The following is a 23,149-nucleotide window of genomic DNA, read 5'->3' as shown; positions in this document are numbered from 1 at the left end:
ACCCATTTGAATCATAAACATCTTTCTTCACAAAAATATTTCCAATCTACGGACTCTGATAATTTATAAAACTCATCGAGGTAATTGCTAATACAGTGGGTAACACCCAAAAAGTACAAAAAGTTGGAAACCCCCTTTGCAGTCTCCTCATCATTTTCCCAGAGCTCCATCAGCCCTCCAACATCCACATTTACTCTATCAAATATACGCCTATAACCTCTTCGTAAAGACTTGATGTTTATATTTCGCTGTCCCCCTGACAAGTAAAACAATATTTTTCCTACGAGAGATCTCCAGATAAACACCTCGCGCAGCATACTTTTGGTTGCAACAAGTTTCATTTTTGAGTGATCAATTCCATGCAAAATCTTAACCTGATTAGCAATCAGCATAAGTAAATCAATTACCCTTCGCATTTGATCCCCCGACATACCTTTAACATTATTGACATCAATACCTTCTTTCCAGTAAAGGATCTTCTCATGCGAAATCACAACGATATTTAAATGATATAAAACATAAAGGCGATGAAATATTGAGCGTCTTGTTAAGGCCGGCAAATCGCCTTCAACTACCAAACGCGCAGCACTATCAAGTAGTCGATTCACATTTTTTTTGAAATTTCTTTCAGGATGAGAAGAAATCGGGATATTTCTAGATACCGCCAGTATGCAAAAAATAATCGCCAACACAAAAATATAATTTGTATAAACGACAAAACTATAAGTCTGATAATTATTGAAATTGAAAATAATTTGCGGAAATAGCAGAGCTAAGGTTCTTATCATTGACTGCGCACCAAACATTCGATTCGCAAAATAGGAAATAGTAAAAGTCCAGAAAAACACCATTAAACCCAACGAATAAAAGCCTTGCAATTTTGGCATAACTAAAAAGTAAAGAGGTGCGGACATCAAGCATACGAGAATTGTATATATGCAAGATTTAAATAAGTTAATTTGTGGACTTACAGATGCTATGATTGCTATAATTGTAATTAAAAGTACAACAAGCAGCCCGCCTATCATATCTGGAACAAATAAATAAGCTAAATAAGATATCCAGATCCCCACTAGCACGCGAACCACATTAGCCAGCCTATCAGGATCAGGCATTAACAATCCAAACCAGTATTCTTCACGTTCACTTGAAGTACTCGAACTGGAAAATTCCAGGCTTTTTAGATCATTTACAGCATTAATTAGTGCCCGGGTTTCCACCTCCAAATCATTCAAAGAACGCCTTGTTACAGCTATTGCGGCAGTCTCTGGAGTTGACAGCTCCTTTTTTACTTTTTCAACGTCCCCCCTAACCACCCTCTCCCGAGCATCTCCAGCCACCTCATCTTCAGCAATGGCAAATCTAACTCTCTTAAATCGCCCTCTCATAACTTCCAAATAGTCATTCACATTCAAAAGAAACTTCATAATCCCCAAATCACTGGATAGGGCCAAACTCTCTTCTAATTTAAGTAATGACTGTGTTACCGCGGTTGTACGATAACCAAGCGCCTTCCAATGTCTACGGCACTCCCAGATTTCATAACTATCAGAACTGGCATCATTAATAGCTGTACGCAAACGTGTATCTGCCCTTAACAGTTCGACTCGCTTATCTCTAAGGACTTTAACTTTCTTTCGATCTTGAATTCTTAAAAAACATCTATCTGCAAAAGTACGATGCATATCTAGCAGGGAAACCGCTGCTTCATGCAGTTCTTCGCGGCTACAATTTGGCCAGATCAAAACAGCTACAAGCCCATATACAATAATACCCAGTAAAGATTCTTGAATACGGAATATCCCTTCCTCATAAGAAAGGGATAAATCACCACCGGTCGCATCCCATAACATCAAAATAACATAGCCACAGGTCATCCAAAAATACTGACGCTTTGACCTTTGCAAGATATAAACGCAGCCCGCAACCCATACCGATAGCGCAATCATAAAAAGCCATCGATCTTGAGGGAAAGATGCGACGATTATCCAGCCGCCTAGAAGTGCAAACAGAGTGCCCAGCATCCACAAAATGGCACGATTTAACGACTGCCCCAAGTTTGCCTGGCTACACACAATAACGGCAAATGCACCCCAAAAAGGTTTTTCCCAATTGATACCCATTGCAATGGCATAAACAATTACCAAAGCCAGCGCAATTTTTATTGACTCTTTCGCATTGCGAGACAGGTACAATGTTATCTCCGAGTATTTTCACGATAAAGCGACAAGCTTTTGACACCCTAATGATTACAAGTCATGTAATTTTTAGGTTGGCAGGAGGAAGTATGGCATATAAGAAAGCAACTAAATCAGGGATGCACTTATAGATACAGCACGCACAAAGCGTATTTTAAAGTGCCAATAAAGTATGAGCGTCAGCGAAGATCTCTAAAAACTTATATCCCAACATACGACATAAGTTATAAACGAAAAAATGAAGTTAGTATTTAAAAGCTCGTCTCACAGTCTATGATTTTCCGTCAGTCTCTTTTTATAGCCTGTAGTTTGGGCATAGGCAAAGAGATAATTTGTATAGGCTTTTTATCCCCTAAGGAAAATTGTATTATCAAATTTATTGAGCGGTATACCTTTCTTTAACTGCCTAATAAAATCAGGATTGGTTAGAAAGGTATCCTAAAGCAATCAGCCCAGCATTTGCCTACTTAACATTTACTTCACTTGATTGCGCGCCATCGTGTCATAACCATACACTTTGAAAATTGAATACCTGCTAAGTCAAAGAATGGGGAGATGGGCCATACTTTACTCCCTCTGTAAGCGGCCGAAATTAAATGATACAAACAGCTTGGACGACTGCCTCAGTGGCGCCAACAATCTATCAATTCGAGTATTTGCGGTGGCTAGTAGGGCGGCACTTTGTACAGCCAGAGTGACTAAATAGGAGGAGGTCAATATGACAACACTCTCCATCCTTTACTGTTCAACAGCAAAGCCATGTCACTTATCAGCTTCAGGCGCGGAATTCTATCGGAATATTAATTACTATCTACTGTTGGGCATGCTAAATGATACTCCACAGGCCCAATAAAAAAGGCCCCTTGAGGGGCCTTTAAGAAACAATCCAGCTCAGAAATCAACCGTTCAAAGCCTTAAACTCACGCCTGCGACGATGTAAAACCGGCTCAGTGTAGCCGTTTGGTTGTACACAACCTTCAAATACGAGCTCACAAGCGGCCTGGAAGGCAACACTTCTATCGAAATTTGGAGCCATACTGTTGTAATTGGCATCACCGGCATTTTGGCGGTCCACAACTGCAGCCATACGCTCCATGGTTTCGCGCACTTGCTTCTCGCTAACAATGTCATGCTTGAGCCAGTTGGCAATATGCTGTGAAGAAATTCGCAAGGTGGCGCGATCTTCCATCAGGCCGACATCATTAATATCCGGTACCTTGGAGCAACCTACCCCCTGCTCAACCCAGCGCACCACATAGCCGAGAATACCCTGAGCATTGTTATCCAACTCCAATTGAATCTCTTTAGCACTCCAATTAGTGTCTTTGGCCACCGGTACGGTGAGAATATCTTCCAGCTTGGCGTGATGGCGGTGCTGAATCTCTTCCTGTCGACGGTTCACATCAACCTTGTGGTAGTGCAGTGCATGCAAAGTTGCCGCCGTGGGCGATGGTACCCAAGCAGTATTCGCACCAGCCATTGGGTGTGCGAGCTTGGCGTGCATCATCGCTGACATCTGATCTGGAATCGGCCACATACCTTTACCAATCTGCGCTCTACCCTTGAGACCGCTATTGAGACCCACATCCACATTCCACTCTTCGTAGGCGTTGATCCAAGTGGACTGCTTCATATCTCCCTTGCGAATCATGGGGCCGGCAAGCATAGAGGTATGAATTTCATCTCCTGTGCGATCCAGGAAGCCGGTGTTGATAAAGACCACGCGCTCTTTGGCTTCGGCGATACAGGCTTTGAGGTTTACCGTGGTACGCCGCTCCTCATCCATAATACCCATTTTCACCGTGTGGCGCGGTAGGCCGAGGGCATCCTCAATACGATTAAACAACGTGTTGGCAAAAGCCACCTCTTCCGGGCCATGCATCTTCGGCTTTACGATGTAGATACTTCCTTCACGAGAGTTCTTGATCTCGTTATTGCCGCGTAGATCATGTAGAGCGATCAGGCTGGTAATCATTCCGTCGAGAATACCTTCCGGAATTTCCTGGCCGTCACCATATAAAACAGCATCGTTGGTCATCAGGTGGCCAACATTGCGCACAAACATCAAACTGCGACCCGGCAGGGTTAGCTGATTACCATTCGGTGTAATATATTCACGGTCGACATTTAATTTGCGCTCAAAAGTCTTGCCGCCTTTATTGATGGTTTCCTTGAGGTCACCTCTCATCAGGCCGAGCCAGTTGCGGTAAACCACAACCTTGTCTTCCGCATCGACTGCCGCTACGGAGTCCTCACAGTCCATAATGGTGGTCAATGCAGATTCCATAAGGACGTCTTTAATACCCGCGTCATCGGTTTTACCGATAGGGCTTTCACGATCCACCTGAATTTCAAAGTGCAGGCCGTGCTGCTTGAGCAAAATACTCGAGGGTTCTTCGCTGTCACCGCGGTAACCGGCAAACTGAGTGCCGTCTTTCAAGGTGGCAATATCGCCATTGGCTTGGACAACTTCCAGCAGAGAGCCGTTAATACGATATTGCACGGCTTCTTTATGACTGCCGCAGGTTAATGGAGCAGACTGATCTAGGAAGCTGCGCGCATATTCAATCACTTTGGCTCCGCGCACCGGATTGTACTCACTGCCCTTTTCCGCTCCACCTTCTTCGCTGATCACATCAGTGCCGTAGAGGGCATCGTAAAGGCTGCCCCAGCGGGCATTTGCGGCATTCAGTGCATAGCGGGCGTTCATCACCGGGACCACTAGCTGAGGACCGGCGAGAGTGGCGATCTCCTCATCCACATTCTCAGTGGAAGCACTGAACTCAGCGGGCTCATCCACCAAGTAGCCAATTTCTTTCAGAAAGGTCTGGTAGCCTTCCAGATCGAGGAAGCCCTGCGGATTTTCGGTGTACCAGCGATCCAGGGTTTCCTGTAATTCGTCGCGTTTTTCCAGCAGGGAGCGATTGACTGGCGCCAGGTCGCGGACAATCGCATCGAGTCCAGCCCAGAACTTATCGGCATCGACCCCGGTTCCTGGAATCACCTCCTCGCAGACCAGGTTGTAAAGCTCTGGTGCGATTTGTAGATCACCGATTTGGACTCGTTCCGTCATACCCTGGGCCTCTCACTGATTGTTGGAATTACGGCATTCTAAACAGCCATTTCAGCATACCGCTAATTTATAGACACAATTTCCACTATTCATAGATCAAATTTTTATGAAAATGGATGACGCATGATTCACTGCCAAGAGAACTGTATATTCACCCGCAGGGCGCATGATTCCTTACTAAGGGGTCACTCATAGAGCCCGACCAATATCCAGGATCAGGCGCCGTAACCAGCGGTGCGGTGCGCTCTGCTGTAAAAGTGGGCTCCAAGCCATTTTTAGCTCAAGAGGAGGGATGTCCAGCGGCGGATCCCTGCGCACGACTCTGGGATTGTCGCTGGCAAGCTGTGCCAGACGGGTGGGCACAGTGACAATCAGGTCACTCTGCTCGGCCAACAGCATAGCCACTTGGTAGTGGCGTGTGAAAACCGAGATATCCCGCTTTTCCCCCAATTTGCCAATAGCCTCATCTACCCAGCCCAAGCGTTGCACATCCTCTGGGTTTACTCCTACCCCCACACCCATGCCGGTCTTGCTCACCCATATATGCTGAGCCTTTAAGTAACTCTGCAGATTGTAGTCTTCGAGAATTGGGTTATCCGCTCGCATCATGCAAGAGAAACTGTCGCGCCATACGGTAGCTTGGTGGAAGCTCTGGGGCATACTATCGAAACGGTTAATTACCATATCCACCTTACCCTGCTCCACATCGACAAAGCTCACATCGCTGGGCGTCATGATATCCAGGCTGATTCCTGGAGCACCATCCCTCAGCTGCTTAAGCAGGGGCGGGATCAACGTGGATTCAGCATAGTCACTGGCCATAATGCGAAAGGTACGCCGGGTGTTGGCGGGATCAAAATCCCTATTGGGCTGAATCACACGGTCAATGCTGGATAGCGCCTCACGAACCATCGGCTGAAGTTCAAGGGCACGCTCCGTGGGCATCATGCCCTCTCGGGTGCGTACCAGCAGAGGGTCGTCAAAGAGTTCGCGCAGGCGTTTCAGGCCATTGCTCATTGCGGGCTGGGACAGCCCTAAGTAGTTGGCCGCTCGTGTCACATTGCGCTCGCGCAGCAGCACATCCAGGTATACCAGCAGGTTCAGGTCAGCTCTTTCCAGTTGCATACAACATTTGCCAGATCGATAGTGAAAATAAAATCAATAAATTAGGCAAATTATGCCACTCCTCCTAAGATACTCAACACCTAATCGCAGTCACCGTTTTAAGGAAACACTGTCATGTCCACTTACACTCAAGACATCGACGCGGTAGCTAAGCTCCGTGACAGCAAAAGCGGCACTTGGGATGCTATCAATCCCGAATCTGTTGCCCGTATGCGCGCCCAGAACAAGTTCAAGAACGGCCTGGATATTGCCAAATACACTGCCAATATCATGCGCGCTGACATGGAGAACTACGACAAAGACAGCTCAAAGTACACCCAATCCCTGGGCTGCTGGCACGGTTTCATCGGCCAACAGAAGATGATTTCTATTAAGAAGCACTTCGAAGGCAATACTGACCGTCGCTACCTGTACCTGTCCGGCTGGATGGTCGCCGCTCTGCGCAGTGAATTCGGTCCTCTGCCCGACCAGTCCATGCACGAAAAAACCTCTGTTGCGCACCTGATCAACGAACTGTACACCTTCCTGCGTCAGGCCGATGCCCGCGAGCTGAACGACCTGTTCCGCGAGCTAGACGCCGCCCGCGAAGCCGGCAACAAAGAAGCCGAGAAAGCAGTTCAAGACAAGATCGACAACCACAAGACTCACGTTGTGCCGATCATTGCCGACATCGACGCCGGTTTCGGTAACGCAGAAGCCACTTACCTAATGGCTAAGCAGATGATCGAGGCGGGTGCTTGCTGTATCCAGATCGAGAACCAGGTTTCCGACGAGAAGCAGTGTGGTCACCAGGACGGTAAAGTCACCGTTCCTCACGAAGACTTCCTGGCCAAGATCCGCGCAGTTCGCTACGCATTTTTGGAGTTGGGCGTAGACAACGGTGTTATCGTTGCCCGTACCGACTCCCTGGGTGCCGGCCTGACCAAGCAGATCGCCGTGACCAAAGAGCCGGGTGACCTGGGCGACCAGTACAACGCTTTCCTGGACTGTGAAGAAATCGCAGCTTCTGATCTGGCCAACGGTGACGTTGTAATCAACCGCGAAGGCAAGCTGCTGCGTCCTAAGCGCCTGGCTTCCAACCTGTTCCAGTTCCGCAAAGGTACCGGCGAAGCTCGCTGCATCCTGGACAGCATCACCTCTCTGCAGAACGGCGCCGATCTGATTTGGATCGAAACCGAGAAACCCCACGTTCGCCAGATCGGCGGCATGATGGACGAAATCCGCAAAGTGGTTCCCGATGCGAAGCTGGTTTACAACAACAGCCCATCCTTCAACTGGACCCTGAACTTCCGCCAGCAGGTATTCGATGCATGGTCTGAAGAAGGCAAAGACGTATCCGCTTACGACCGCGCCAACCTGATGAGCGCCGAGTATGACGACTCCGAGCTTTCTGCAGCTGCAGATGAGAAGATCCGTACCTTCCAGGCCGACGCTGCCCGTGAAGCCGGTATCTTCCACCACCTGATCACCCTGCCGACTTACCACACTGCGGCCCTGTCTACCGACAACCTAGCCAAAGAGTACTTCGGTGAGCAAGGCATGCTGGGCTACGTAAAAGGCGTTCAGCGTAAAGAAATCCGTCAGGGTATCGCCTGTGTTAAGCACCAGAATATGGCCGGTTCCGACATCGGTGACGACCACAAAGAGTATTTTGCTGGTGAAGCGGCACTGAAAGCTTCTGGTAAAGACAACACCATGAACCAGTTCAGCTAAGACGCTCTTATACCTTTCAGGTAGATTCAAGGCGGCGCAAGCCGCCTTTTTCTTCAGGGATTCTCTCCTGTTCAAATTGATCAGGACAATGATTCCGCCGAAGAAGAACAGTTATGCAAACTGCGCTTTTATCTCTGCATTTTGGACTTGGGCCGCAATCGCGGCCCTTTTTTTGCTCCCAATCTTATTGCCTTTTCTCAAAGACTTTTGCGCCATATTAGCTAGCCTTAGGGTATACACGCTAAGGTGCGCACCGCCTATGTCTGGCCCAAGCCTTGTACTGACCATCAACTGCGGCAGCTCTTCTTTAAAGTTCTCCATCATTAACCCAGAAACTGGTGAGGAACGCTTAAAAGGCCAAGCCGATGCCCTGGGATCATCCTCAGCAGCACTCTCTTGGCAGCGCGATGAAAAAGAGGGAACACAGAAACTCTCTCCAGGGGATGACTACGAAGGGGTTATCGGAGCGTTGGTAAAGCGATTCGGCGGCCCCTGGTCAGCGTTGCGCGAGCAGCTTCGGGCTATCGGGCATCGGGTGGTCCATGGTGGCGAACAGTTCGCAGATTCCGCGCTGATCAATGACAGCGTGGTATCAGCTATCAGAGCCTGCTGTGAACTGGCGCCACTACACAACCCTGCAGCCCTGCAAGGTATACAGGCCTCACTGCTCGCTTTCCCAGAGTTGCCCCAGGTGGCGGTCTTCGATACCGCCTTCCACCAGAGTTTGCCGGATTACGCCTACCTCTATGCACTGCCTTACAGTTTGTATCGGGATCACCAACTGCGCCGCTACGGTATGCATGGCAGCAGTCATCGCTATATCGGTGAGCGCAGCGCCGAAATATTGAAAACACCCACAGACAAAATCAATGTGATCTCCGCTCACCTCGGCAATGGCGCTTCCCTGTGCGCCATTAAAAACGGAAAGAGCGTGGATACCAGTATGGGTCTGACTCCTCTTGAAGGGCTGGTAATGGGCAGTCGCTGCGGGGACCTAGACCCTGGTTTATTACTTCATTTGGGAGAGGCACTGGACTATTCCCTAGCGGAACTCGAACAGTTACTGAATCGCAACAGCGGCCTGCTGGGGATATCCGAGCTAAGCAATGACTGTCGTGAACTGGAAGAAGCTATGGGCAAAGGCCATGCCGGTGCTAGCTTGGCATTGAAGCTATTTTGTTATCGGCTGGCCAAATATATCGCAGCCTACACAGTGCCACTAAAGCGCGTTGATTCGCTGGTATTCACCGGGGGTATTGGCGAAAACTCATCTTGGGTGCGGCGAGAAACGATAGGTTGGCTCAGCCAGCTCGGCTACCAGCTGGACAATAAGCGCAATGAAGACGTTCGCTTCGGTTCTGAAGGGCAGATATCGAAAGACGGAACACTGGATATCCTTGTGATACCCACCCGTGAAGATTGGGTTATTGCTCGAGATACCATCCGCTTAGCGAACAGGGCGCTATAAACATGCCCCACAACGCGCGCGCCTTAATGCTGATTCCACTGGATGTGGGTGTGGGTATTACGTCGGTAAGCCTGGGCTTAATACGGGCACTTGAACGAAACCGTGTAGAAACCCAGTTTTTCAAACCTGTCAGCGAAGCACCTTCCCGCGACGGCGCCATCGAGAGAACCACAGAGATATTGCGGCAGACTACCAAGCTGGACATTCCCCGTTCAATCAGCGCACAAGAAGCTGAAACTATGATCTCCGCAGGTGGAACCACGGAGCTACTGGAGAAAATTTTGGCCCGCTACCGCAGCAGCGTTCAAACTGCGGATGTAATAGTCGTGGAGGGACTTTTACCCGGAAGGCAGAATCAATTTTCTGACCAATTGAACTGCCAGATGGCAAAAACCCTGGATGCGGAAGTGGTGTTGGTTGCCAGCCTGCACACAGGTGATATTCGCCAGCTTACAGAGCGTCTGCAGTATGCGATGCAACCGTTTGGTGAGGGCCCATCCAACCCGGTGGTAGGCTGCATTATCAATAAGCTGGATGCCCCTCCCCGCATAACCGACCCACCTGGCGGCCACTTTATCTCGGTAGGCGCTCAACAGGAGCCCTGTACCAAAGCTGTCAACCGAAAGGATCTGTATCGTAAAATTCCTCTACGCATCGTTGGCGCCATCCCCTGGAATGCGCAGCTGCTGGCCCCCCGGGCGCTGGATCTGGCCCGGCATTTCAATGCACAACTGATCAATCGCGGAGAACTAGAGAGCCGCCGTTTGCGCAGCGTAACCTTCTGCTCGCGATCCCTAGCCAATATGCTGCATCGCTTTAATTCAGGTGCCCTACTGGTCACTTCAGCTGACAGGCCCGATGTCATGGTAGGAGCCAGCCTGGCAGCAATGAACGGTGTAAAAATTGGCTGCTTGCTGCTGACCGGGGGCTACCGACTGGATCGCGGGGTACACAAACTTTGCACACCGGCCATGGAGACTGGACTGCCGGTAATGTTAGTCAGCTCCAACACCTGGCATACCGTGATGGAGTTACAAACCTTTAACCTGCGCACCCCCGCAGATGACCGCGAGCGAGTAAACCGGGTACAGGATTTTTTTGCCAGCCACTTGGATAGAAACTGGGTGCAATCCCTAAGCCAGGTTTCCCAGCGACCGCGGCGGATGTCACCCCCAGCATTTCGCTACCACCTAACAGAAATGGCCCGCCGGGTGCTAAAACGCATTGTGCTTCCAGAGGGGGAAGAACCCCGCACTATACGCGCAGCTCTGGCCTGTGCAGAACGGGGAATTGCACAACCGATACTGCTGGGGAGACCGGGATCTATCCAGCGAATCGCCGAGCAACAGGGCCTCAGGCTCAGTAAAAAAGTAGAAATCATCAAGCCCGAAGATGTCAGGGAAGAGTATGTAGAGCCCATGGTAGCTCTTCGTAAAAATAAAGGCCTCACTCAGGTGGTCGCGAAAGAACAGCTGCAAGACAATGTAGTTTTGGGCACTATGATGCTGGCCCTAGACCGAGTGGACGGCCTGGTTTCAGGCGCTATTCACACTACCGCCAATACCATCCGCCCCGCCCTGCAATTGATCAAGAGCGCTCCAGGTGAAGAGCTTGTCTCCTCAATTTTCTTTATGCTTCTACCCGAGCAGGTACTGGTATACGGAGACTGCGCCATCAACCCGGACCCCAACGCCAACCAATTGGCTGCGATCGCCATCCAGTCGGCAGACTCCGCAGCGGCTTTTGGGATAGAACCCCGAGTAGCAATGATCAGTTACTCCACCGGCACCTCAGGAACCGGCTTAGACGTAGACAAAGTGCGTGAAGCTACACAAATCGCCAAGCAGAGAAGGCCCAAGCTGATTATTGATGGACCACTGCAATACGATGCGGCGCTGATAAAAAATGTGGCTGAGCAGAAAGCGCCACAGAGCCCAGTCGCGGGCCGCGCCACCGTATTTATTTTCCCTGATTTAAACACCGGCAACACCACATATAAAGCAGTACAACGCAGTGCGGACTTAGTCAGTATTGGGCCTATGTTGCAGGGGCTGCGCAAACCGGTGAATGATCTTTCCCGCGGTGCCCTGGTGGACGATATTGTCTACACCATTGCACTTACCGCTATTCAGGCCCAGCAACATCAATCACATATAACTAAATAATAACTGGCCTCTATCCACAGAGGGGACGGCGAAGGTCAATATATTCATGCAGCGCGGCGGCAATAACATAGGCCTCCAGGCGGTGCTCATAGGTATCCGAATGGTCACAACCCATCCGCTCCAGACAGCGATGGATAAACGCGAATTTATCAGACCTGTCCCGCCACACTCTGCGCCCCTTGATCACCGTTATCAGCATTTTCCACCAGCTGCGGTCAGCCGCTCTCAACTGTTGAAGTGCGACAGCCAGCCATCCCTCTTCATCGGTAAAGTCCGTACCCAGCGGATAGTAAGGCAACATGGCGAGGGACTTTTCATCGGAAAAGACCTCGGCAATATGCTCCGGGGTATTTCGATTAAACGCTGCCGGAATAGTGAAGTCCTTTTCGATTTTGCCTGCATATTTGGCCTGTTCCAGCAACACTGCCTGAAATCGTGTATCGCAAATACTGAGCATGGAAACCATCACGTCCCGATCTGCTTTACCCCGCAGGTCCACCGCGCCGTATTCAGTTACCACAATATCACGCAAGTGCCGAGGTATAGTGGTGTGGGGGTATTCCCAGACAATATTACTTTCACAAATTCCGTCGCGAACGCGTGTGCTCGGCAGGGCAATAATGGAGCGGGCCCCAGGCAGTGCAAACGCCTGGGCAACAAAATTGTATTGCCCTCCAACACCACTAACTACCTGATTATCCATTAAAGCATCAGAAATAACGGCTCCGCCCAATGTCACCATCATGGCTGAATTTACAAAACGTGCGTGTTTGCGCTGGACTTGCTTCAGCATTTGTTGGCCGCGCAGATCGTTGGTGAAATCGATAGAAGTCATATCGATACCGGCCCGCTCAATGGGGGCTAGATCCCGTAACTCTCGATACATCACCTCAGGGCCAAGGTAAAAACCACCGTGCAACCAGATACCGCCTTTAAGTTTGTTGTTCAAACAACTGCCTATCAATCGTCGACGGCCGTGCTCACTGTGCAGGTCACACTCCTCCTCTTCGCCATCGGGTGTTAACAACTTGTGGCCGCGCCAACTGTAACTTGGATCCACAATACCAAAACGCTGCAAAAACGCCGTGTCATCAGGGGTTAACGGGCAGTGGATACGCCCTCTCTTTTTCAGAGCAAGCAGAGTCTCTTCGTTCACTGTATGGGTGATCGCATCCGAGTCCAGCAACTCCTGTAGTGCCGCATCAGCAAACACTTCACGGATTAAAACCCCCGCCTTACGCAGAAGTAAAAAGCCATGGGGAACCATTTCACTGGCACCATATAGCCCCTGTTGAAAGGGCGCCTTTTGTAGGGGGAGGTTTTTTCGGTATGCGGATGACTCCGAATCGGATAATTCATCCAGCAGGCGAGTGAAGAGCGGATTCTCTTTGTGACGCAAGCGCAAGGCATGACACACCGCATCGCCAAGCGCCCCGATACCCACTTGTAAAGTACCACCATCAGCGATCAGGCTGGCAATATGAAAACCGATAGCGTATTCGGTAAAACTCACCGGCATTGCAGGAGCGGCAAACAATGGAGTATTGAACTGGTTACCTTCTAATAAAAAATCGAAAGCGCCTTCCGCAAGCTCACTACTGCCCGGCATATAAGGTAATTGATGATTTACCTCTCCCAGTAAAAAAAGCGATTGCCCTTTGCGATCGGAGGCCAGCTTTAAAAGTGGCAGGGTCAGATCCGGATTACAGCTCAAACTGTATTTGCCACCCGCCGGTGAGGGTGACACCATTTGCGCGATCACATTGATCCCATTGCGCAAGAGATCTTCGGGCACCTCGGTATAATTAGTACTGACATAATGTTGCTGAGCATAGCGATTACCCAGCAAAGCACCGGGCTCCATAAAAAACTCTATCACCTCAATATTATTGGGAAGCTGCCCTTGCCTCCTTGCCGTCACATAACCAAGATCCTGATAGTGACTGTAAAGACGATCCAGTAAAGGCTGTACAAAACGGCGCGTGATATCACTGTCCCCCCTGGGTCGCTCAAGAGTCAGGGCGGTATAAATGGTCAGAGAAATAGAAGGATCTGCAGCGGCACGCGCGTAAAGGGCATTGGCAAAGTGATTGGCTTTTCCCAATCCGAGGGGTAACCCCAGCACAATCTTTTTACCGACCCTGCGTAACAGAGCATCGATACACTCCTCGGCGCCGGTAAACCGCTGGGGAACATTATCAGGAGAAACTTCCATGGAAATCAGGCTTTTCTCACAAGGCTATTGGATTTTTCCCACCACCCTGGCCAAATGATCAAAGTGGTCGACCTGGATAGCCTTATCCACTGCATCAGCTGCGTCACGAAGAGCATCCGCTTCTTCATCACTAATGAGATTACGTTGCAACCCCTCTTCCACCGACTCGCGACTTAGGGTGCGAATACCCCCCTTTTTTAACTTCTCTCGTGCACGCTCAGAGGCACATACCTTGTTGAAGGCCTGCTCGACAATTTCAACTCCATCGCCAGGATTGCCAAGGAAAACACCACGGGTCAAACGGTCTCGGGTTTTGGAGGGACTCAACAGCAACTCGGCACATGCTCGCGCCTGTCGATCTGAAGCAGTATGGATACTATGCCCCCAGGGCATAGTCAGAAAATGCATCAACTGTCCAAAAAATGGGCGCGGGAAATTCTGAAAAACTTCCAGCAACTGAACTTCGATTTTATGCAAACCATCGCGCATGGCGAATTCCAGCAACGGTAAATCATCTTTGGGATTTCCATCATCATAGAAACGCTTGAGAGTACAGCTCAACAGATAAAGCTGGCTGAGCACATCGCCGAGCCGGGAGGATATCAGCTCTTTTCTTTTTAACTCACCGCCCAAGGTGATCAGCGAGACCTCTGTCACCAGTGTCAGCACAGCCGAGTAGCGATTGATCTGACGAAAATACTTGGCCGCGCCTCCAACATTACGAGGGCTGCTGGCAAAGAGCCCCACGGTCCAACCGTGAAATACTCCTCGCAATAATGTCTTGAACTGGAACCACATATGCTTGGGGAGCAAATGATCCAGTTGCTCCAGCCCCTCCTCTTCATCGGGATTTTCAGCAGCGAGCATTTCATCAAGTATGTAGGGATGGCAGCGAATTGCACCCTGACCAAAGATCATTAAGCTGCGGGTCAATAAATTGGCCCCTTCTACCGTTATCGCCACGGGTACCGCACGATAGGCATTACCCAGGTAATTTAGTGGGCCATCCATGATGGCTTTACCAGCATGAATATCCATGGCGTCATCAATAGCCTGGCGCAGCCCCCCTGTTGCATTGGCTTTCATAATTGCGGTGATTACCGCCGGCTTAAGTCCATCATCCAATGCCCTAGTGGTTGTCTTATGGGCGCTATCTAGCACGAAAGCGATAGCGGCGATCTCAGCCAGCCGACTTTGCACCCCTTCAAAACGCCCTACAGGAATATTGAATTGCTCGCGGATACGCGCATAGGCACCAGTGGTCCTCGCCGCCATCTTGGCACCGCCCGTAGAGAGCGAGGGAAGCGAGATGCCACGCCCAGCAGCCAAGGCGCTCATCAACATTTCCCAGCCTTTGCCGACATTCTCCTGACCTCCAATAATCCACTCCATAGGGATAAAGACATCTTTTCCCCAGTTGGGACCATTTTGGAAGGCCTGCATCGCCGGGAGATGGCGTTGACCAATAGTTACGCCTTCTGTATCAGTAGGAACCAGTGCCACGGTAATTCCCAGCTCCTCTTTATCGCCGAGAATATGCTCCGGGTCGTACAACTTAAAGGCGAGCCCCAAGACCGTGGCAATAGGCCCCAGGGTGATATACCGCTTGTGCCAGTTGACACGCATCCCCAAGACCTTTTCCCCCTGATGATCACCGTAACAGACCTCTCCGCGGTCAATCATGGATGCCGCATCGGAGCCCGCCTGGGGGCTGGTGAGGCCAAAACAGGGAATATCCGTGCCATCGGCAAGCCGGGGCAAATAATAGTCTTTTTGCTCCTGGGTGCCATGAGCGAGCAGCAATTCTCCCGGCCCAAGGGAGTTGGGCACCATCACAGTGACGCCGACGGTGTTACTCCGCGTGGAAATTTTGGTGACTATTTCTGCATGCGCAGTAGGGGAAAAGCCGAGACCACCATATTTTTTGGGAATGATGATGCCGAAGAAACGATTTTTGCGCAGAAACTCCCAAACATGCTCTGGGATATCGTGATCGACAAAACTGATCTGCCAATCATTGATCATTTTACAGAGCTCTTCGGCAGGCCCATCGAGAAAAGCCTGTTCCTCCTCATTCAGCTCCGGCGGCCCCATATCGAGCAATTGCTTCCAGTCCGGTTTGCCGGAGAGTAGCTGAGCATCCCACCAAACCTCTCCGGCCTCCATTGCCTCCCGTTCCGTTTGAGATATTGGCGGTAAAATCCTCTTTATGATATTCAATAGGGGTTTGGTAAAGAATTTCTTGCGCAACTCGCTCATTTTTACCTTCCGCAGTATCCCTAGCGGTGCACTACCCCGCCAATTACCACTAGCCATGGTGCTATTTCAAAAAATAATGATAGGCAACGAATGCGGTTGAAGAGTTTCAGTAAGATCTCTTCCCAAATTGAAAACTCACAAGCAGTCACTCAGTACTCCTGACACAACATTTTGTGCGGGGAGAGCCCCCTGGTAACTAGACGCCCAAGAGAACCTGAAATTTATACATCAATAAGATGTATGAAGCGCCAGTTGTCGCGATATTCCTGGGAAATACTACCTATATTTAGAGAGATGGAATGGACGCCGCAAATGAAGCTCTGGATCAGTTGATAGAAAGCATTGAATTAGGATGCTCGTATGAAGCAGACTCTTGTGAACTCGCTTGCCGGTGTCGGACTTTTAACCCCCAGCCTGCTCTTCGCCAATCTGGTGGGAGAAGGCCCCCGGCTGGCCCCGGAAGACAGAATTACCCAGGGACAAATTGTTGAAGGTGAACTGAGCCTGGATGAAATTCGCCAGGCCGGGATGCTCATTTTCAGCACCCCCTTTAATCGCTACGATGGCTACGGGGATGGTGCACACGATGAATCCCAGCCTGATAACCACTCCGCGGATGGCGGTAACCGACCGACATTACAGGGCAATGGTACCTTCCTGCGAGTCAATGGACTCGACTCCCAGAACTGCCTGGAATGTCACAGTATCGTCAGCAATAGAACTGTGCCGGCCACCATGGGTATTGGCGGCGGTGGCGGTTTTAGTACCAGCGCAATGCTGCGTCCGGTCAATATCGATGTCATTGACGAAAGCTTCGATGGGACTGCGGAATACGATGGCCGCCTGATCAACCCCCTATTCTTATTTGGTTCTGGAGGGATTGAACTAGTCGCCAGAGAAATGACCGCTGACCTTCAGCGCCTCAAACAATACGCCTTAGACAACCCTGGAACTGTTGTCAGTCTGGATACTAAATCCGTTAATTTTGGCAGTATTTTTGTCGATGAAGATGGCAACCTGGACACCAGCAATGTGGAAGGCGTCGATGCAGACCTTGTGGTACGCCCGTTTGGCAGGAAAGGCGATAATGCCTCAGCCCGCGAATTCTCCTTGAACGCCCTTTCTTTTCACATGGGGATGCAGGCAACAGAAAAGTTTGGCGGGGCAGAAGCCGACGAAGACAATGACGGCGTGACCAACGAAATTTCTGTCGGTGACCTATCCGCGATCAGTATTTTCATTGCCACCCTGGACCGCCCCTTCCAAATAGAATCCGGCAAAAATAACCGGGGTCGCAAATTGTTCCACGAGGTTGGCTGTGCCGACTGCCATCGTCCCGTAATGACCACTGAGCGGAGGACCTTGCCCTTTAAGCTAACGGGCTCCCCGGAGGCACCATTTGAAGATACTTTCTATCACGTGGATCTAAGCAAGCCCCCCACAGTTTTTAAATCCATTTTTGGAGCGGGAATTGAGGTCGAAATGTTCTCTGATCTCAAGCGCTATGACATGGGCATAGCCTTAGCTGAAACCGCCTTTTTCCAGGATGAAGTGCAAAACAGGGAATTTATCACCGCACGCCTTTGGGGAGTTGCTGACACAGCGCCCTATATGCACGATGGGCGCGCACTCACCTTGGTAGAAGCCATCTTGTTACACGATAATCCTGGAAGTGATGCCGGCTACGCCGCAGAAAACTTCCAAAATCTGAGTGACGAAGACAAGAACAAGATCCTTTATTTTCTGATGTCTCTGCGCATGCCCAAGGATCCAGTTTCAGATTTACACAATCGATAGGCAGCTCTTCATGAACGATGCCCGCGGCAACAAAGTTGCCAGCGGGCATTTTTATCTGCAAGCTTTTGTGAAAGCTGTGTAATTGAAAAGTGGGGTTCACACTAGTGCTTCTTGCGCAACAATGATTCCGTTGTTATCCCCATACAGATATTCTCCAGGTCGAAAAGTCACCCCTCCAAAAGTCACTGTCAAATCCCGCTCACCAATACCTTTTTTCTCCGTTTTCATTGGGTGTGTACCCAGGGCCTGAACGCCTAAATCTAGCGCCCCAATCTGGTCAACATCGCGGATGCAGCCATACATCACTATGCCTTCCCAGCCATTGGCTACCGCTTTATCGGCGAGCATATCGCCAAGACAAGCGCGACGCATTGAACCACCCGCATCGACTACCAGAACTTTTCCTTGTCCCGGTTCCGCCACTAACTCCCGCACCAGTGAGTTATCCTCAAAACACTTAATAGTTACGATTTGACCGCCAAAGTTCTCACGGCCTCCGTAATTAACAAACATCGGCTCAACCACTTGCACTGCATCACCGTGGTCATCACACAAATCGGGGGTAGAAATTGGCATAAGTCCTCTCGCAATCATTCCGTAAAAAATGATGATAGCGATAGTGTCACTTTGGTGGCAGGCTGACAAATAAATACCGGGTATCATCCCTATAGATAATACCCGGCCAAGGCTTCGCTGCTACAAAATCGTTTTCAGGTTTTAGTGCGTAACACGCACCGGAGTACCTACACGTACATGGCGATAAAACTTTCTAGCCATGTGCGGAGGCATACGCACACAACCATGCGAGGCAGGGTGTCTGGGCACATGGCCAGAAGCATGCAGACCGATCCCGCCGTTGAAGCGAATATAGTTATTCATTTTTGCACCACGATACACAGTACCGGCGGGACGACGATGTTTACGAGTATTTACATTGGACCTCACCACCCGTCCTGTGCGCCTATCTACATAACTACCGTAGATCGAAGAGCGATGATGCGGGTGCTTGGACAATACACGGAAGTGTCCTGGGCGCGTACTATAACCCCGCTTACCGGAGGAAATTCTGGATACCCCGACCAACTTGCCGCCTTTGTAGAGGTAAGCGCGCTGTTCACTCAAGTCAATCCTGATTGAGGCGCCTCCTCCCCTAGCCGCAGCGCGATCATCAAACCAGTTACCACCGCGGGGCTTTGCCATTACAGGGGGAACGGCGATTAGTGCCAAGAGGCACAACATCAGAAAAATATGCAATATTGGGATCTGTAACTGTCTGCTCGTATGCATAGCTCACCTCAACAACTTTCTCTGCTCTGCCAAAGTGGGCGGAAAGGAAAACAGCCCAACCGATACCACTCAAACTTCTACACCGGAGGATTTACCCCTGCAGGTGAATCAGCACCAAAGCAAATTGCGCTCTGTTTTCTATCTACGCGCTGCCTCAGGACTCTTCCGATTTTATTGAGGCTGGTGGTAAGCCTTAGAATGAATTCTTATCTCTGAAGGCAAGCCATAGAGTTTTGAATTTTTTCGGTAGCGTGTGATCTGTAAATCTCACACAGAAATAGCAGGATAAATTCCGAAGTTATCGAGAGAAGCGGCAACAGAAGTCTAATTTTTGGGCAAACACGCAATGAATTAGGGAAAAAAAACCACAGTCGCTGGAGGGGCGCTTAGATAGGAAAAGCGGCCCAAAAGGGCCGCTTAGAAAGGAAATTAGGCTTCTTCGTTAGCTAGGAATAGCCAGGTATCTACAGCGGTATCCGGGTTCAGGGAAACACTGTCGATTCCCTCATCCATCAACCAGCGGGCGAAGTCTTTGTGGTCAGAAGGTCCCTGACCGCAGATGCCTACATATTTACCAGCTTTTTTGCAGGCCTGGATGGCGCGGGACAGCAGAGCCTTCACTGCCGGGTTACGCTCGTCGAACAGGTCGGCCACCAGACCGGAATCCCGATCAAGACCCAGGGTAAGCTGGGTCAAGTCATTAGAACCGATTGAGAAGCCATCAAAATGCTGCAGGAACTCTTCTGCCAGCAGGGCATTGGATGGCAGTTCGCACATCATAATGACCTTGAGACCAGCCTCGCCGCGGCGCAGACCGTTCTCGGCGAGCAGACCGACAACCTCTTCTGCCTCTTCCGGAGTTCGCACGAAGGGTACCATGATCTCCACATTGGTCAGCCCCATCTCGTCACGTACTTTCTTCAGTGCACGACATTCCAGGGCGAAACACTGGCGGAAATCTTCAGAGCGGTAGCGAGCCGCACCACGGAAGCCGAGCATCGGGTTCTCTTCGCTGGGTTCGTATAGTTGGCCACCAACCAGGTGTGCGTATTCGTTGGACTTAAAGTCTGATAGACGCACGATTACACGATTAGGTGCAAAGGCCGCGGCCAGGGTAGCGATACCTTCTACCAGTTTCTCAACAATAAAGTCTTCCGGGGAGGCGTAACCGCCTATGCGCTCGCGGATATTCTGTTGCAAGTCATCCGGGAGGCTATCCAGCTCAAGCAGGGCTTTCGGGTGAATCCCAATCATGCGATTCAGGATAAATTCCAAGCGCGCCAGGCCAACCCCCTGATTGGGCAAGTGGCTAAAGGCAAAAGCGCGATCTGGATTGCCCACATTGAGCATGATTTTGAAAGGCAGATCCGGCATTTCGGAAACTTCAGTTTCTTCACGCTGGAAGTCCAACTCGCCGGACATTACGAAGCCGGTATCGCCTTCGGCACAAGAGACGGTGACGGGAGTACCGTCTTCCAATAACTCGGTGGCGTTTCCACAGCCAACCACTGCGGGAATCCCCAATTCACGGGCAATAATCGCCGCGTGACAAGTACGGCCGCCGCGGTTGGTAACAATTGCGCTCGCCTTTTTCAACACCGGTTCCCAATCCGGGTCAGTCATATCGGTCACCAGGACCTCACCGTCCTGCATAGCTGCCATATCTTGGACGGACTTCAGCTTGCGAACGCGGCCGGCACCGATACGCTGACCAATCGCGCGCCCCTCACACAGTACTTCACCGCGTTCCTGCAGGCTGTAACGCTCAATGCTGGTACCCTGATCGCGGGAGCGTACGGTCTCCGGGCGCGCTTGTACGATAAATAGCTTACCGGTATCACCGTCTTTGGCCCACTCGATATCCATCGGACGACCGTAGTGCTCTTCGATTTTTCGGGCCTGAATTGCCAGGCTGGTCAGCTCTTCATCATTGAGAGCAAAACGCTGGCGATCTTCTTCTGCAACCTCAACGGTTTTTACTGAGCGCCCGCAATCGCCGCTTTCGTCGTAAACCATTTTGATGGCTTTACTACCGCGATTGCGACGCAGGATAGCTGGGCGCCCGGCATCCAAAGCCGGCTTGTAGAGATAGAACTCGTCAGGATTCACAGCACCCTGTACAACAGTCTCACCCAGACCGAAGGCCGCAGTGATAAAGATCACATCACGGAATCCACTCTCAGTATCCAAGGTAAACATTACACCGGCAGCGCCAGTCTCACTGCGCACCATGTGCTGAATACCAGCCGACAGAGCTACACCTACATCCGCATAACCTGTATGTACGCGGTAGGCGATGGCACGGTCGTTATAAAGAGAGGCAAATACTTCTTTAACCGCAATCAGAACCGCATCTATACCACGGATATTCAGGAAGGTCTCCTGCTGGCCTGCGAAAGAAGCATCCGGTAAATCTTCAGCAGTCGCGGAGGAACGCACAGCAACAGCTGTCTCACCACCACCCAAAGCTTCATAACCATCGCGGATCTCTTTTTCCAGCTGTGCAGGAAATGGGGTCTGTATGATCCAATTGCGAATTTCATCGCCGGCTTTGGCTAACTCAGTAACATCACCGACATCGAGTCCTTTCAGCCGCTCGGCGATACGCTGCTCTAACTGCTCATGGGCGAGGAAAGCCCGAAAAGCCTCCGCTGTGGTCGCAAAGCCGCCCGGTACACTCACACCAGCGCCGGCCAGAGATGAAATCATCTCGCCGAGCGATGCGTTTTTACCGCCGACTTTGTCGACATCATCCATTCCCAGTTTTGCAAAGTCGATGGTGAAATTCGTCAAGTGAAGGCCCTCTGAAATCAGGTTTGTTGGGCGCTGATTATAAGGATGAGTCTTGTAAAAAATAGCCCAGGAAAAACGGTCAATATGTTGTAAATTTTCTACAAGCTTGCTTAGCCCTCAGAAAATAAGACCTTTAAGCCCACCACCCCTATACTAGCGGCCACTAAAAAGTCCCGCCAACAGACAGAGACGCAGCATGGCAAAAGACAAACGCACCGCTTTTTTTATTTCCGATGGAACCGGCCTCACTGTAGAGGGCATTGGCCACAGCCTATTGGCACAGTTTCAGGACCAGCATGTCGAGCAGGTGACTCTGCCTTATATTGACTCTACCGAAAAGGTCCAGCAGGCTCTCCAGCGTATAGAGAGCGCTGCCCAGGAATCCGGTCTGCAGCCCATCATTATTACCAGCATCGTTTCTGACCAGATTCGCGATCAATTGCACCAAAGCCCCGCTTTAATGCTGGATATCTTCGAGAATTACCTGACACCTCTGGCCAATTTATTTGGGCGCGATCCTGCACAGACCGTTAATGTCTCCCACGGCATTGCCGATAATCGCCGCTATAGCGAACGCATTGATGCGGTGCACTTTGCTATCGATAACGACGACGGGCGCCGCATCAGTGAATTTGAGCAAGCGGATGTCATATTGCTCGGCGTCTCCCGCTCCGGCAAAACCCCCACCTGCCTATATTTGGCCCTGCAATTTGGACTGCGCGCGGCCAACTATCCCATCACCGAAGAGGATATGGACTCCACCACCCTGCCCAAGATTCTGCGCCCCTTCCAGCGCAAACTCTTCGGCCTCACCATAGATCCCAAACGCCTGATGCAGATTCGACAGGAAAGGCGCGCCAATAGCCGCTACGCTTCTATAGGACAGTGCGAATTTGAGGTACGCCAAGTCGAACAGATGCTAAGGCGGGCGCAAGTGCCCTTCCTCAATGCCACCCAGCTATCCGTGGAGGAGCTCGCTACGCGCCTGATGTCCCAGGCCGGCATCGAGCGAAGAATTGACTAAGGGATGACCAAAAAGCCAGGCGCCCTTTTCAC

General features: G+C 50.6%; 13 protein-coding genes. 5 read left to right on the top strand and 8 right to left on the bottom strand.

Features of this window, described 5'->3' with window-relative positions; translation table 11 throughout:
* Window positions 1-11: 11 nt before the first annotated feature.
* The 3 genes from ACJJI0_RS03680 to ACJJI0_RS03670 all read right to left on the bottom strand — a co-directional run bounded on the left by ACJJI0_RS03680 (window position 12) and on the right by ACJJI0_RS03670 (window position 6,396).
* On the bottom strand, window positions 12-2,195 hold the full coding sequence (locus ACJJI0_RS03680) for an FUSC family protein (RefSeq protein WP_444884710.1): 2,184 nt from the start codon (window positions 2,193-2,195) through the stop codon (window positions 12-14).
* Window positions 2,196-3,096: 901 nt separating this feature from the next.
* On the bottom strand, window positions 3,097-5,271 hold the full coding sequence (locus tag ACJJI0_RS03675) for a malate synthase G (protein ID WP_444884709.1): 2,175 nt from the start codon (window positions 5,269-5,271) through the stop codon (window positions 3,097-3,099).
* A 189-nt stretch (window positions 5,272-5,460) separates the two neighbouring features.
* Entirely contained in the window at window positions 5,461-6,396 is a 936-nt protein-coding gene (locus ACJJI0_RS03670) for a LysR family transcriptional regulator (RefSeq protein WP_252081803.1), read from the bottom strand.
* A gap of 114 nt (window positions 6,397-6,510) precedes the next feature.
* Between ACJJI0_RS03670 and ACJJI0_RS03665 the strand changes: the two genes are divergently transcribed.
* The 3 genes from ACJJI0_RS03665 (at window position 6,511) to pta (ending at window position 11,742) form a co-directional block, all read left to right on the top strand.
* Entirely contained in the window at window positions 6,511-8,109 is a 1,599-nt protein-coding gene (locus ACJJI0_RS03665; RefSeq protein ID WP_252081804.1) for an isocitrate lyase, read from the top strand.
* Window positions 8,110-8,368: 259 nt separating this feature from the next.
* A complete protein-coding gene (locus ACJJI0_RS03660; protein WP_444884708.1) occupies window positions 8,369-9,577 on the top strand; it encodes an acetate kinase in 1,209 nt (402 codons plus the stop codon).
* A gap of 2 nt (window positions 9,578-9,579) precedes the next feature.
* Complete coding sequence (gene pta / locus ACJJI0_RS03655) at window positions 9,580-11,742, top strand: phosphate acetyltransferase (RefSeq protein WP_444884707.1); 2,163 nt, start codon at window positions 9,580-9,582, stop codon at window positions 11,740-11,742.
* Window positions 11,743-11,752: 10 nt separating this feature from the next.
* Here the strand turns inward: pta and ACJJI0_RS03650 are convergent, their stop codons facing one another.
* Both ACJJI0_RS03650 and ACJJI0_RS03645 read right to left on the bottom strand, forming a co-directional pair.
* Complete coding sequence (locus ACJJI0_RS03650; RefSeq protein ID WP_444884706.1) at window positions 11,753-13,957, bottom strand: acetyl-CoA hydrolase/transferase C-terminal domain-containing protein; 2,205 nt, start codon at window positions 13,955-13,957, stop codon at window positions 11,753-11,755.
* Between the two features lie 24 nt (window positions 13,958-13,981).
* On the bottom strand, window positions 13,982-16,216 hold the full coding sequence (locus tag ACJJI0_RS03645; protein WP_444884705.1) for an acyl-CoA dehydrogenase: 2,235 nt from the start codon (window positions 16,214-16,216) through the stop codon (window positions 13,982-13,984).
* 360 nt (window positions 16,217-16,576) lie between these two features.
* On the opposite strand from ACJJI0_RS03645, the gene ACJJI0_RS03640 reads away from it, so the two are divergent.
* Window positions 16,577-18,013 carry a di-heme oxidoredictase family protein gene (locus ACJJI0_RS03640; protein ID WP_252081809.1) on the top strand — a complete coding sequence of 479 codons (1,437 nt, stop codon included), beginning with the start codon at window positions 16,577-16,579 and terminating at the stop codon, window positions 18,011-18,013.
* A gap of 96 nt (window positions 18,014-18,109) precedes the next feature.
* On the opposite strand, the gene rraA is transcribed toward ACJJI0_RS03640, so the two are convergent.
* The 3 genes from rraA to ppsA all read right to left on the bottom strand — a co-directional run bounded on the left by rraA (window position 18,110) and on the right by ppsA (window position 22,093).
* Entirely contained in the window at window positions 18,110-18,589 is a 480-nt protein-coding gene (gene rraA / locus ACJJI0_RS03635) for a ribonuclease E activity regulator RraA (RefSeq protein WP_444884704.1), read from the bottom strand.
* A gap of 141 nt (window positions 18,590-18,730) precedes the next feature.
* Complete coding sequence (locus tag ACJJI0_RS03630) at window positions 18,731-19,300, bottom strand: L,D-transpeptidase (protein WP_444884703.1); 570 nt, start codon at window positions 19,298-19,300, stop codon at window positions 18,731-18,733.
* A 429-nt stretch (window positions 19,301-19,729) separates the two neighbouring features.
* Window positions 19,730-22,093 carry a phosphoenolpyruvate synthase gene (gene ppsA, locus ACJJI0_RS03625; RefSeq protein WP_252081812.1) on the bottom strand — a complete coding sequence of 788 codons (2,364 nt, stop codon included), beginning with the start codon at window positions 22,091-22,093 and terminating at the stop codon, window positions 19,730-19,732.
* Window positions 22,094-22,289: 196 nt separating this feature from the next.
* Between ppsA and ppsR the strand changes: the two genes are divergently transcribed.
* Window positions 22,290-23,117, top strand: coding sequence for a phosphoenolpyruvate synthetase regulatory kinase/phosphorylase PpsR (gene ppsR / locus ACJJI0_RS03620; protein ID WP_252081813.1), 828 nt, complete (start codon window positions 22,290-22,292; stop codon window positions 23,115-23,117).
* Window positions 23,118-23,149: the final 32 nt, after the last annotated feature.

This window comes from Microbulbifer mixtoriginis (SeqCode), from assembly GCF_052466695.1.
This window is presented reverse-complemented; position numbering and strand designations above follow the sequence as displayed.

What these genes read in the sequence shown, in the direction of transcription:
- ACJJI0_RS03630 (WP_444884703.1), bottom strand. Translation starts at nt 19,300, where the DNA reads ATGCATACGAGCAGACAGTTACAGATCCCAATATTGCATATTTTTCTG.
- rraA (WP_444884704.1), bottom strand. Translation starts at nt 18,589, where the DNA reads ATGCCAATTTCTACCCCCGATTTGTGTGATGACCACGGTGATGCAGTG.
- ACJJI0_RS03650 (WP_444884706.1), bottom strand. Translation starts at nt 13,957, where the DNA reads ATGGAAGTTTCTCCTGATAATGTTCCCCAGCGGTTTACCGGCGCCGAG.
- pta (WP_444884707.1), top strand. Translation starts at nt 9,580, where the DNA reads ATGCCCCACAACGCGCGCGCCTTAATGCTGATTCCACTGGATGTGGGT.
- ACJJI0_RS03645 (WP_444884705.1), bottom strand. Translation starts at nt 16,216, where the DNA reads ATGAGCGAGTTGCGCAAGAAATTCTTTACCAAACCCCTATTGAATATC.
- ACJJI0_RS03675 (WP_444884709.1), bottom strand. Translation starts at nt 5,271, where the DNA reads ATGACGGAACGAGTCCAAATCGGTGATCTACAAATCGCACCAGAGCTT.
- ppsR (WP_252081813.1), top strand. Translation starts at nt 22,290, where the DNA reads ATGGCAAAAGACAAACGCACCGCTTTTTTTATTTCCGATGGAACCGGC.
- ACJJI0_RS03665 (WP_252081804.1), top strand. Translation starts at nt 6,511, where the DNA reads ATGTCCACTTACACTCAAGACATCGACGCGGTAGCTAAGCTCCGTGAC.
- ACJJI0_RS03640 (WP_252081809.1), top strand. Translation starts at nt 16,577, where the DNA reads ATGAAGCAGACTCTTGTGAACTCGCTTGCCGGTGTCGGACTTTTAACC.
- ACJJI0_RS03660 (WP_444884708.1), top strand. Translation starts at nt 8,369, where the DNA reads ATGTCTGGCCCAAGCCTTGTACTGACCATCAACTGCGGCAGCTCTTCT.
- ACJJI0_RS03670 (WP_252081803.1), bottom strand. Translation starts at nt 6,396, where the DNA reads ATGCAACTGGAAAGAGCTGACCTGAACCTGCTGGTATACCTGGATGTG.